Here is an 11,825-nt window from a genome sequence, read left to right as displayed (position 1 = left end):
GCGGTGGGCGCGGCGAAAATCCTCTTCCCGTCGCCCGCGGCCTTAGACCGATGCCAGGGGGGTTGGCACAAGGTGGGTCCCCCCAGGCGCCGCGGGGGCTTGGCCAACGGCCCGTGAGCCAAGCTCACGGGCCGTTGGCATCACGCGGCGGCGGGGGCCTTGCGGTCGGCGCCGCGGAACAGGCTTTCCATCTCGCGGCGCACCTGCACCGCCTGCTGCTTCTCGTCGAAGGCGACGTCCGCCCAGCGCACCGGCTGTCCGCTCACCACCTGGTTCTTCAGGACCATGTTGTGGGCGAGGCCGATGGGCAGGCAGTCGTGCGCCAGCGAGAGGCCGGCCGGCATGAGCTTGCCGTAGACCATGAAGCCGCCCTCGCCATCGAGCTTCTCGCCGGGCTTGAGGTCCCTTTTGGCGGTGGCCACCACATCGCCCCGGAAGCCCTGGGTGCTGCCGGTGGCCTCGCCCCGCAGCGCGGCGGAGGCGATGGAGATGCCCAGTTCAAGCCCGATCAGGTGATAGGGCTTGTACATGGTGGCGTAGCGCCCAGTGGAATCGGTCTTCAGGCCGTATTGGGCGAAGCACTGCTTCACATAATCCGAGGGCGCCTCGAAGGTGGCGTAGACGCCCCAGCGCAGGTCGCGGAACACCGGGCGGCCGTCGCGCTCCAGCGAGGACACCACTTCCACCGTGCCCTTGTGGGTGAGGATGCCGCCGTCGGCCTGCGGGCGCAGGATGGTGGGCAGGTCGTCCTTGCCGCAGGGCGGGAAGCTGAGGCCGTGGACCGCCGGCTCCAGGTCGCAGGCATTGGCAACCGCCGCCATTTCCAGAGCCGACTTGGTGCCGTCCAGGAAGGAGTTGAACATCTGGGCGTTGAAGTCGCCCCGCGCCACCTGCTCCGGGCTGAAGCCGTAATGGCCCCACACCGTCTCCGGCGTCGACTGGTGGTAGGCCGGCAGATACTTGGTGCCCTTGCCGGCGCAGATCACCTGAAGGCCGGCGGTGCGCGCCCAGTCCACGATCTCGGCGATGAGGGCGGGCTGGTCGCCATAGGCGAAGGAATAGACGATGCCGGCGTCCGCCGCGTGGCGGGCCAGGAGCGGGCCGGCGAGGGCGTCGGCCTCCACGTTCACCATCACGATGTGGCGGCCATGCTTGCAGCACAGCAGGGCATGGCGGATGCCGGCGCCCGGATTGCCGGTGGCCTCGACGATGACATCGATGCCGTCGGTGGCGATGAGCGCCTCGGAATCGTCGGTGATGAAGGTGCTGCCCTTGGCCATGGCCTCCGCGAACGAGCGGGCGGCGTAGCGCTCCGGCGGCCAGTCCACGCGGGCGCAGGACGCTCGGGCGCGGTTCACGTCGAGATCGGCGATGCCCACGATGTGGAGGCCGGGGGTGCGCGGCCCCTGGGACAGGAACATGGAGCCGAACTTGCCGGCGCCGATGACTCCGACCCTGACCGGCCTCCCGGCGGCGGCACGTGCCACCAGCTTGGCGTACAGATTCATGGTGTTCTCCCTTACGTGGCGTTCTTTGCGTCGCGTTCTTTGGGCCGCGTGTTCTGTCTGACAGGTGTAATGGGTGTTTTTCCCAATATAAATGGTTGATTCACCACATCCTGCGTGCAAAAAATCGCATACTATGCGCGACCTCGACTGGAACGACCTCCAAGCCTTTCTGGCCGTCGTGCGGGCCGGGCGGCTCACCGCCGCGGCCCAGGCCATGCACGTGGATCATTCCACCCTGAGCCGGCGCATCACCGGGCTGGAGGCGGCGCTGAAGACGCGCCTGTTCGAGCGGCGCCCGGCCGGCTACGTGCCCACCGCCGCCGGCGAGCGGCTGGTGGCGGAAGCGGAGGCGGTGGAAAGCATCCTCATCGGCATGCGCGCCAAGCTGACCGACCAGGTGCTGGGCCTTGCGGGATCGGTGCGCATCGGCACGCCGGAGGGCTTCGGCACCTATTTCCTCACCCCGCAGATGATCCACTTCTGCGCCCGGCATCCCGAGCTTCAGGTGGAGCTGGTGGCCAATCCGCGCACCGTGAGCCTGTCCAAGCGGGAAGCGGACATCGGCATCATGATGGCCCGCCCGGAAGAGGGGCGCCTGCATGCCACGCGGCTGACGGACTACGAGATGGGGCTCTATGCCTCGCGGCACTATCTGGCGCAGCACGCCCCCATCGCCAGCCGGGCCGACATCCGCCAGCATTCATTCATCGGCTATATCGACGACCTGCTGCCCACCGCCGCGCACGGCTATGTGTCGGAGCTGGACAAGTCACTGAACCCGCAGATGCGAATGTCCAACATCATCACCCAGCTGGTGGCGGCCACGAGCGGGGGCGGGCTGTGCATGCTGCCGTGCTTCATGGCCGTCGCGTCGGCCGACCTCGTCCGGCTGCTTCCGGAGGAGATCGCCATCACCCGCTCCTATTGGCTGGTGATCCATTCCGACGTGCGGGAGCTGGCGCGGGTGCGGGCGGTCATCGACTTCATCGTCCAGACCGTGGCCGAGCACAGGCGGGTCTTCCTGCCGTCCGGATCCGCTTGAAGACTGGCCGCGTGGGCGAAAGGATCACCCCCGACCGGTTTCCGGTCGCGGTCGGCCCAGGTGCCCCGGCCGCCGAAGGACCGCCGGGGACATCTCGCTCCACACCCTTGCCGGATGTCAGGACGGCAGGCGTCCCGCCGCCCCGCCGCGCACCAGGCGGCCGGGACGGGCGCCGGTGTCCTCGCCGCCACGGGTCACCCCGACGCCCTTCACATAGGTCGCCACATAGCCCTCGGCCTTCTGCATCAGGCGCTGGGCGCCATTGGGCAGGTCGTGGATCATGTGCAGCTTGCCCAGCTGCAGGTTGGGATAGTCGATGAGGTTGATGTCCGCGCGCAGGCCGGGGGCGATGCGGCCGCGGTCATTGAGGCCGTAGAAGCTCGCGGTGTCGAAGCTCTGCTTGCGCACGATGTGTTCCAGCGGCAGGCGCGGGCCGCGCTGGCGGTCGCGCACCCAGTGGGTGAGCAGGAAGGTGGGGGCGCCGGCATCGCAGACGGTGGCCACATGGGCGCCGGCATCGCTGCCGCCGGGAATGGTGTGGGCGCTGCTCAAGAGGTCGAAGGTGGGGTCGAGGTTGCCGTCCGCATAGCCCATGATGGGGCGGTGCAGGAAGCCCTTGCCGTCCTCGCTCAGGAGGATGTCGAGGGCGACCTCGCGGGCGTCGCGGTTCTCGCGCTTGGCGGTGGCGCGGATGCTGGTCTCCGGCGCCGGCTCGTAATTGGCCGGGTTGCTCAGGGGATAGACGCCGCGCCACTGGTTGAAGCCGGTGGGGAAGCCGAGCACGTCGTTCACGCCCTCCAGCGCCATGGCCTTGCGCAGCTCGGGCTGGGCCTTGAGACGGCCGATCATCTCGGCATAAGGCAGCTTCGACAGCTCCTTGTAGATGGGCGATTCGAGGAACGGGTGGTGCCGGCTCTCCAGGCAGACCATCACCCCGATGGAGCGGCAGAACATCTGCGGGCGCACCAGCGGGCCGTTGCTGCCGGCGGGGGCGGTCTCGTCGAGCTGGGTGCGCCAGAAGCTGGGCTGGATGTGGTTCTGGCCCATCAGGAAGGTGATGGGGCAGCCGGTGCGCGCGGAGATCTCCTTCATCCAGGCGAGGTCGCGCGCCGGATTGATGATGTCCTCGCCCAGCAGGCCTGCCGGCACCACTTCCATCACGCCATGGCCGCTGGCCACCACCGCCTCGGCGAAGGCGTACAGCTCCTCGAACGTGGCGAAGGTGCCGGGCACCGGCTCGCCGTCCGTTGCGCGGTGCACAACGGTGCGCGAGGTGGTGAAGCCGAGGGAGCCGGCGGCCTGCGCCTGCCGCACCATGGCGGCCATGGCGGCGATGTCCTCGGGGGTGGCGTCCTCGTTGGTCATGCCGCGCTCGCCCATGACATATCCGCGCAGGGGGCCGTGGGCGATCTGGCAGCCGACGTCGATGGCGAAGTTCCGGCTGCCGAGGAAGTCGAGATATTCAGGGAAGGTCTCCCAGCCCCAGCAGATGCCCTCGGACAGGGCGGTGCCGGGGATATCCTCCACGCCTTCCATCATCTGGATGAGCCAGTCGTGCTTGTCCGGCTTCACCGGCGCGAACCCCACGCCGCAATTGCCTGAGATCGCAGTGGAAACCCCGTGCCACAGGGAGGGGGCGAGCTGCTCGTCCCAGCTCATCTGGCCGTCATAATGGGTGTGGATGTCGATCCAGCCGGGGGTGACGAGGAGGCCGTCGGCATCCACGGTTTCGCGCGCGGCGCCGCTCACCTTGCCGACCTCGACGATCACGCCGTCCTTGACCGCCACGTCGCCCGTGAACGATGGTGCCCCGGTGCCGTCTGCAATCTGCCCGCCCTTGATCAGCAGATCATACATCGCGCCTCGTCTCCCGACCCTTTTCCCCGTCGCAAATTGCGACAAACGGGACACTGTTGGAACTTGACTCCAAATCGGCGATCAGATTACCATTGCTGCACCTGCGAAGACAGATTTCTTTCAGCAAAAAAGTAACTTTTCGTCGCTGGTGCGTCACACGGGGCTGGCCGACGCAGTGTAGAATGAATTTCGCGACGGTTTTGCGAAAGTATCCTTCTGCTGGCTCGGTAAGTTGCCCGTATATCCATGGAACGGGGTGCACAAGACGTGACGCTCGAACATCCAGATGTTTATGAAAGACTTACGGATGTGTTCCGTGACGTATTTCAGGACGACGATATTGTTCTGTTCCCGGAAATGACGGCCGCCGATGTCGATGGCTGGGATAGTCTGGCAAATATCAGGCTCATCCTGGCCGTGGAGACGGCATTTTCCATTCGCCTTTCCGCGGCTCAGGCCGCTTCTCTCGCGAAGCTTGGAGATCTGGTTAGTTTGATTGCGAGTAAAGTGCAGCAGCAAAAATAATGTCTTAAAAATAAGACTGAGGAATCGCATATTGGGAGGTCGGACCAAGAAGGGCTGGGGATTATGGCGGCAATCTACCGGGACCTCGCGTGGTTACCTCGCGTTCAAGACTTTCGAAAAGCCTGCAAGAGCATAGAGGGAGAGGGCGACTCTTCCACATTTCGCAAGCTTGCTGGGCATTTTCTGGACGGTACGCAGCTTAATCGCCTGGCGTCGCTCCTGCGGGCGGCCAGGCTGAAGGGCGTGGTGGACCAGCGGCTTGCGGCGCTTCGGCTTGGCGTCATCGGCGACGGCACGCTCGACCTGCTGTTGCCCGCCATCGAGGCGACGGGCCTGCGCCACGGCCTGTCCATCGAAACCATCGGCTGCAACTACGGCCAGACCATCAATGAGGCCATGTCGGCTGAGTCGCGGCTGAACCAGAGCGGCTGCGACGCGATTCTGCTGGCGATGGACCACCGCGGCCTGCCGCTCAGCGTGCCGATCGGCGATGCTGCAAGTGCGAAGCAGGCGGTGGATGCCGCCTATGCCCTGATTCAGGACTTGTGCGCGGCCCTGCGCAAGCACAATCCCGCCGCCCACATCATCGTCCAGACCATCGCGCCGCCGCCGGAGACCCTGTTCGGCCACCTCGACCGGCGCCTCGCCGGCACGCCGCAGCAGATGGTCGGCAGCCTGAACCGCAGGCTGATCGACGCGCCGCCCATCGAGGGCTGTGTCATGTTCGACGTGGACGCACTGGCGCGCACGGTCGGCCTCGCCTCGTGGCATGCGCCGACCCAGTGGAACATGGCGAAGCTGCCCTTTTCCATGGATTACGCCCCCCTTTATTCCGACCATCTGGGCCGGCTGCTGGCGGCGCTGAAGGGCAAGAGCCGCCGGGTGCTGGTGCTCGACCTCGACAATACGGTGTGGGGCGGCGTCATCGGCGACGACGGCATCGCCGGCATCAAGATCGGTGAAGGCGACGGCACCGGCGAAGCCTTCCTGAGCGTGCAGAAGCTGGCCCTGTCCCTGCGCGATCGCGGCATCGTGCTGGCCGTGTCGTCCAAGAATACGGATGCCGTGGCCCGCGCCGCCTTCCGCGACCATCCCGACATGCTGCTGCGGGAAGACCATATCGCCGTGTTCCAGGCCAACTGGAACGACAAGGCGACCAATATCAAGGCCATCGCGGACGAGCTGTCCCTCGGCCTCGACAGCTTCGTGTTCCTGGACGACAACCCGGCCGAGCGCGACCTGGTGCGGCAGTATCTGCCGCAGGTCGCCGTGCCGGAGCTGCCCGAGGACCCGGCGCTCTACGCCCGCACCCTGAGCGCTGCCGGCTATTTCGAGGCCACCCTCTTCTCCGAGGAAGACCGCAAGCGCGCCGCCTTCTACGAGGGCAATGCCCGCCGCGCCTCCCTCGGCCAGGGCGTGGCCAGCATCGAGGACTATGTGGCCGCCCTCGACATGGAGATCGACCTGCGGCCGTTCGATGCCATCGGCCGCTCGCGCATCTACCAGCTCATCAGCAAGAGCAACCAGTTCAACCTCACCAGCCGCCGCTACAGCGAGGCGGACGTGAAAGGCATGGAGGAAGACCCCTCCGTCTTCACCCTGCAGGTGCGGCTGAAGGACCGGTTCGGCGACAATGGCATGATTTCCGTCGTCGCCTGCCGGACGGTGGAGGGCAATCGCTGGCTCATTGACACCTGGCTGATGAGCTGCCGCGTGCTCGGGCGCGGCGTGGAGAAGATCGTCCTGCGCCACATGGTCGATGCGGCGCGGCGGCAGGGCATCGCCGAGCTGGTCGGCGAATACAGGCCCACGGAGCGCAACGCCCTGGTGCGCGATCACTATGCCCAGCTCGGCTTCACGGCCCTGTCCACGGGCGCGGACGGCAACAGCCTCTGGACGCTGGCCACCAGCGCCGAGGTGCAAACCCCACCCGTTCGCTACGCGAACGCGGCCCCGGAACTGATCGCCGCCGAGTGAGACATGAGCGTCCCTTCCTTTGAGTTCTTCCTGTTCGCGCTGGTCGCGGCCGGGATCTACAATCTCGTCCCCATGGGCGCGGCGCGGCGGCTGGTGCTGCTGGTGGCGAATTTCGCCTTCCTGGCGACCTTCGCCACCACCGGCTACGACCTCATCCCCTATGCCGCGTTCCTGGGCATCGGCTACCTGTTCATCCGCGGCTGCGCGCCGATCCAGACCGCGTGGGCGTTCTGGTTCACCGTCGGCGCGACCATCCTCTTGTTCTGCTGGCTGAAGAAATACACCTTCCTGCCGGAGGCGAGCTTCCTGCATGTAGTCTATGTGCAGGTGGGCCTGTCCTATGTCTTCTTCCGGGTGCTGCACCTGGTGGTGGACGCCCACAGCGACGAGCGGCTGCAGAAGCTCTCGCTGGTGTCCTACCTGAATTTCACGCTGAACTTCACCGCGCTGGTGTCCGGCCCGATCCAGCGCTACGAGGATTATGTCGACACCACCGAGACCCGTCCCCGCCCCCTCGACATGGCGGTCCTGGGCGAGGTGCTGGAGCGGCTGGTGATCGGCTGCTTCAAGGTGTGGGCGGCGGCGGCCATCGTCGCCGAGCTGCAGCACGCGTTGGAATTCCAGGTGGTGGAGGCGCCCGGCCTGTTCACGCGCATCTTCTGCGCGGCGGGGCTTGCGGCGCTGTTTCCCATCTTCCTGTTCTACAATTTCTCCGGCTACACCGACGTGGTCATCGCCATCGCCCGGCTGTTCCGCATCGAGCTGCCGGAGAATTTCAACAAGCCGTTCACCGCCGCCAGCTTCATCGACTATTGGAGCCGCTGGCACATGTCCCTGTCGAACTGGCTGAAGACCTATGTCTACACGCCCCTGTTCGCCTCCATCATGCGCAATGTGAAGAACCCCAAGCTCCTGGCCTATGCCAGCGCGGCGTCCCTGTTCGTCACCTTCTTCCTCATCGGCGCCTGGCATGGCCGCACGTCGGAATTCTTCTTCTTCGGCTTCCTGAACGGCCTCGGGGTGGCGGTGAACCAGATCTATCGCACGATCCTGCAGGGCAAGATGGGCCGCAAGCCCTACGCGGCGCTCAGCGCGCGCCCGCTCTACCTGTTCTTCGGCCGCGGCCTCACCTTCACCTGGGTGGCCTTCACCCTGCTGTGGTTCTGGTCGGACTGGGCGCAACTGGCGCAGATCGCCCAGGGCATCGGCTTCGGCGGCGTGGCGGCGGCGGCGCTCATCCTGATCCTTGGCTCCTGCATCGCGCTGCAGGCCCTGGTGTCGGTGGATGCGCTGCTGCGCGGGCCGAAGCTCGACGGCCGCCCGCTGGTGCTCAGCCGCTATGCCCGCACGGTCTTCGTCACCCTGCTGGTGATGGGGGTGGTCACGGTGCAGAGCGTCATGACATCGCCGGCGCCCGACATCGTCTACAAGGATTTCTAGAGCACATGACGGCCGGCCTCGATCGCCAGCTGATCGGGACCCGCGTTCTCTTTCCTGAGGTTTTGAGCCGGAGCACACGACTTGGAGCGTCGCGACTATTTCATCCTGCCCCTCATCGTGATCGCCACCGTGCTGGTGGTCGCCGTGCCGGTGGAGGCGGCGCTACGCATCTTCTTCCCCTATTCGGAAGCCGACCGATGCGTGGTCTATGGCGACCCGCGCCCCAGCGCCTTCCACGCGACCCCCAATTGCGCGTCCCGCATCAAGGTGCCGGAAGGCCCCTGGGTGGACATGACATACAACGCGTGCGGCTACCGCAGCACCGATCCCTGCACGCCGAAGCAGCCCGAGAGCCTGCGCCTCGCCGTCATCGGCAGTTCGCTGGCGGCGGGATATCTCGTGCCCTATGAGGACTCCGTATCGGCCCGGGCGCGGGAGAGCCTGCGGGCGCTCTGCCGCCTGCCGGTGGATGTCCAGAACCTGGGCGCCGAGGGCAACATGGGCGTGCGCCTCACCGCCAGCGCGGAAGCCGCCGCCGCGCTCGATCCCGATGCCATCGTGCTGGTGGTGTCGCCCACCGACCTGGTGCTGGACAATGCCATGGACCAGGAGGCCCCTGCGCCCGGTGCCATCGCCAAGCACCAGACCGGCTGGATCCAGGAGCTGAAGGTGCAGCTGTCCCGCTCGCGGCTGCTCTACATGGAATCCTACCTGCTGCTGCGGAACGACGACAATTATGTGCCGATCTACCGCCGCTCCGGCCACAAGGCCGATTACATGCGGCTGCCCCTGTCGCAGGACTGGCAGGGGCGCCTCGCCCATCTTGAACGCGATATCGAGCGCGTGAGGACAGCCATCGGTCCCGACATTCCGCTGGTCATCCTGTTCGCGCCGGAGCGCGCGCAGGCCGCCATGCTGGCCGCCCCCCACCTCGCCAAGGGCATGGCGCCGGCGCACCTGCAGACCGAAATCGCCCGTCGCGCGCAGGCCCATGGCGCCTCTTTCGCCGACATGTCGACGCGGATCCCGCCGGGCACGCCGTCGAGCAGCATCTATTACGCCATGAACGGCCACCTCAACGGCGAGGGGCACGGCCTCCTGGCGGAAGCCCTTGTCGGCGGCCTGTTCGATGCGCGCATTCCCGCGTTCGCGGCCGCCTGCGCCGCGCCCCCCGCCACCGCGGCGCTCACGCCCGGCTGAGCGCCGGGCGCGTGGACGAAGGTGCCTCAGGGCTCGCGCCGATCAGATGGCACCGCAATCTGCTCGGACAGCAGGTTCGGCTTCCTTAAGCTAGAGTGCGATTCGCCGGGCAGAAGGGTTCAATGGCCCGGAAAAGCGCTCTAGCGGCAGGAACAGGAATGGGTACGCCTTCCCCCAGCGGCTCGGATCTCGATGAAGCCAAGGCCTTCCTTGCGCGCCATCCAGATCTCAAGGCCATCGACATCATCCTGACCGACTACCACGGCATCGGCCGCGGCAAGACCATCCGGCGCCATGAGCTGGAAGCGCTCTACAGCACCGGCCGGGGCATGCCCGCCTCCCTGTTCGGACAGGATGTGGCCGGCGACGACGTGGAGGAGAGCGGCCTTATCCTCACCGACGGCGGCGGCGACCAGGTCTGCTGGCCCATCCCCGGCACCCTCGGCCTCATGCCCGCCACCGGGCGAGGCCAGGTGCTGGTGAGCATGTACCATGGCGACGGCACGCCGCTCGACGTCGAGCCGCGGCACGCGCTGGGCCGGCAGGTGGCCCGCGCCCGCGCCGCCGGCTTCGAGCCCATGGGGGCGCTGGAGCTGGAATTCTACCTGGTGGACCGGGAGCGCGATGCAAGCGGGCGGTACCAGCCCGCGCGCTATGCGCTGACCGGGCGGCGGTCGCTTGCCACCAACACCATGTCGGTGGATGAGCTGGATGAGATGTCGCCTTTGTTCGACGCCATCTACGCGGGCGCGGCGGAGCTGGGCGTGCCGCTGGAATCGCTCATCTCCGAATATGCGCCGGGGCAGTATGAGCTGACCATCCGCTATCGCGACCTCACGCGGGCGGCCGACGACGTGATCATCGCCAAGCGGCTGATCCGCGCCACCGCGCGCCGCTTCGGCATGGAAGCCTGCTTCATGGCCAAGCCCTTCGGCGATCGCTCCGGCTCGGGCATGCACCTGCATCTGTCGCTGGCCGGGGAGGGCGGCGCCAACCTGTTCGCCGACCTGCCCTCGGGCGAGCTGAGCCCGCTCATGCTCCACGCCATCGGCGGCATCCGCGCCACCATCGCCGACACCATGCTGGTGCTGGCGCCGTTCCTGAATTCCTGGCGGCGCTTTGCCTCGGTGGTCTATTCGCCGGTGTCGGACACCTGGGGCGTGGAGAACCGGACGGTGGCGGTGCGGGTGCCCTCGGGCAGCGCCAAAGGCCGGCATTTCGAGCACCGGGTGGCGGGGGTGGATGCCAACCCCTATCTGGTGGCGGCGGTGACCCTGGCCGGCGCGCTCGACGGCATCGCGCAGCGGCGCGATCCCGGCCCGCCTGCGGAGGGCAACTCCTATGCGCGCGCGCGGGCGGCCCATCTGCCGCGCAGCTGGCTGGACGCCATCGACTGCTTCGCGCAATCGGCCTTCGCGAAAGAGGCACTGGGCGCGGAGCTGCACCACAGCTTCGCCGCGATCAAGCGTGCGGAGTGGCTGCGCCTCGCGCTGGAAGTGTCCGACGCCGAGTGGGAGCTTTACGGCTTCACGGTCTGAGCGGCAGGCTCCACCTCAGCCAAAGCCTTGTCCGCCTGCCCGCGCCGCAGGAAGGCGTCGATCATGTCGGCGATGGCCGGCGTGGAGGTCTCGCCCTCGAGGCTCTGCGCGGCCTTCGCGGCGAGATCCTCCGGCAGCGCCTTGCCGCGCGCCTTCAGGAGATCGGCGCCGAAGGCGGGGGTGAATTCCGGATGGGGCTGGAACGACAGCGCCCTGTCGCCATAGGCCAGCGCCGCGAACCGGCAGAAGGGCGAGGTGGCGATGACCTCGGCGTCGGCCGGCTTCTCCACCACCTGGTCCTGGTGCCACGCCACGAGGCGGGCGTCGTCCAGCAGGCCTTCCACCGCATAGCGCTCGACACCCACGGACCAGCCGCCGGCGAATTTTTCCACCCTGCCGCCTAGGGCCTGCGCCAAAATCTGGTGGCCGAAGCAGATGCCCACCAGAGGCACGCCGGCCGCATAGGCGCGGCGCAGGAAGTCTTCCAGGGGCGCGATCCACGGATGGGGCTCGTAGACGCCGAACCGCGAGCCGGTGATCAGCCAGCCCTCGGCATCATTGACGCTGTCAGGGAAGACGCCGTCGAGCACCGGATAGGTGACGAACTCGAACCCCCGCCCGGCCAGCAGGCGCCGGAACATGGCGTCGTAGTCGCCGTGCTGCTCATGCAAATCCTCCGGCGCGCGCCCGGTTTGCAGGATGCCGATCTTCATGCCGCGGTCCTCAACTTGCGCTTTT

The 11,825-nt window shown here is 67.1% G+C and carries 9 protein-coding genes; 6 read left to right on the top strand and 3 right to left on the bottom strand.

The features are described 5' to 3' along the window. Positions 1–140: 140 nt before the first annotated feature. Positions 141–1,508: an NAD(P)H-dependent oxidoreductase gene (locus tag FZ033_RS23645; RefSeq protein ID WP_149578517.1), complete on the bottom strand. Its 1,368-nt coding sequence runs from the start codon at positions 1,506–1,508 to the stop codon at positions 141–143. A 133-nt stretch (positions 1,509–1,641) separates the two neighbouring features. Here FZ033_RS23645 and FZ033_RS23640 point away from each other — a divergent pair, with 133 nt between their 5' ends. Continuing rightward, on the top strand, positions 1,642–2,550 hold the full coding sequence (locus FZ033_RS23640; protein WP_232847636.1) for a LysR family transcriptional regulator: 909 nt from the start codon (positions 1,642–1,644) through the stop codon (positions 2,548–2,550). Positions 2,551–2,667: 117 nt separating this feature from the next. Here the strand turns inward: FZ033_RS23640 and FZ033_RS23635 are convergent, their stop codons facing one another. Beyond that, positions 2,668–4,407 (bottom strand): N-acyl-D-amino-acid deacylase family protein, encoded by a 1,740-nt coding sequence (locus FZ033_RS23635; RefSeq protein ID WP_149578515.1) that lies wholly within the window; start codon positions 4,405–4,407, stop codon positions 2,668–2,670. A 267-nt stretch (positions 4,408–4,674) separates the two neighbouring features. On the opposite strand from FZ033_RS23635, the gene FZ033_RS23630 reads away from it, so the two are divergent. From FZ033_RS23630 to FZ033_RS23610, 5 genes are all read left to right on the top strand, one after another. Continuing rightward, a complete protein-coding gene (locus FZ033_RS23630; protein ID WP_188079662.1) occupies positions 4,675–4,932 on the top strand; it encodes an acyl carrier protein in 258 nt (85 codons plus the stop codon). 246 nt (positions 4,933–5,178) lie between these two features. Beyond that, positions 5,179–6,909, top strand: a complete 1,731-nt coding sequence (locus tag FZ033_RS23625; RefSeq protein WP_232847635.1) for an HAD-IIIC family phosphatase — start codon at positions 5,179–5,181, stop codon at positions 6,907–6,909. Between the two features lie 3 nt (positions 6,910–6,912). Continuing rightward, positions 6,913–8,349 carry an MBOAT family O-acyltransferase gene (locus FZ033_RS23620; protein ID WP_149578512.1) on the top strand — a complete coding sequence of 479 codons (1,437 nt, stop codon included), beginning with the start codon at positions 6,913–6,915 and terminating at the stop codon, positions 8,347–8,349. 81 nt (positions 8,350–8,430) lie between these two features. Beyond that, positions 8,431–9,549, top strand: a complete 1,119-nt coding sequence (locus FZ033_RS23615) for a hypothetical protein (RefSeq protein WP_149578511.1) — start codon at positions 8,431–8,433, stop codon at positions 9,547–9,549. Positions 9,550–9,707: 158 nt separating this feature from the next. After that, the gene (locus tag FZ033_RS23610; protein WP_149578510.1) at positions 9,708–11,087 is read left to right on the top strand and encodes a glutamine synthetase family protein; all 1,380 of its coding nucleotides are present in this window, start codon (positions 9,708–9,710) and stop codon (positions 11,085–11,087) included. Here the strand turns inward: FZ033_RS23610 and FZ033_RS23605 are convergent. After that, complete coding sequence (locus tag FZ033_RS23605) at positions 11,069–11,800, bottom strand: type 1 glutamine amidotransferase (protein WP_149578509.1); 732 nt, start codon at positions 11,798–11,800, stop codon at positions 11,069–11,071. The genes FZ033_RS23610 and FZ033_RS23605 overlap by 19 nt on opposite strands. Positions 11,801–11,825: the final 25 nt, after the last annotated feature.

This window comes from Xanthobacter oligotrophicus (genome assembly GCF_008364685.1).
In the GTDB taxonomy this organism is placed as follows: domain Bacteria; phylum Pseudomonadota; class Alphaproteobacteria; order Rhizobiales; family Xanthobacteraceae; genus Xanthobacter; species Xanthobacter oligotrophicus.
Note: the sequence above shows the minus strand (reverse complement) of the source record. Positions and strands in the feature narration are given on the sequence as shown.

What these genes read in the sequence shown, in the direction of transcription:
- FZ033_RS23620 (WP_149578512.1), top strand. Translation starts at nt 6,913, where the DNA reads ATGAGCGTCCCTTCCTTTGAGTTCTTCCTGTTCGCGCTGGTCGCGGCC.
- FZ033_RS23635 (WP_149578515.1), bottom strand. Translation starts at nt 4,407, where the DNA reads ATGTATGATCTGCTGATCAAGGGCGGGCAGATTGCAGACGGCACCGGG.
- FZ033_RS23640 (WP_232847636.1), top strand. Translation starts at nt 1,642, where the DNA reads ATGCGCGACCTCGACTGGAACGACCTCCAAGCCTTTCTGGCCGTCGTG.
- FZ033_RS23605 (WP_149578509.1), bottom strand. Translation starts at nt 11,800, where the DNA reads ATGAAGATCGGCATCCTGCAAACCGGGCGCGCGCCGGAGGATTTGCAT.
- FZ033_RS23645 (WP_149578517.1), bottom strand. Translation starts at nt 1,508, where the DNA reads ATGAATCTGTACGCCAAGCTGGTGGCACGTGCCGCCGCCGGGAGGCCG.
- FZ033_RS23610 (WP_149578510.1), top strand. Translation starts at nt 9,708, where the DNA reads ATGGGTACGCCTTCCCCCAGCGGCTCGGATCTCGATGAAGCCAAGGCC.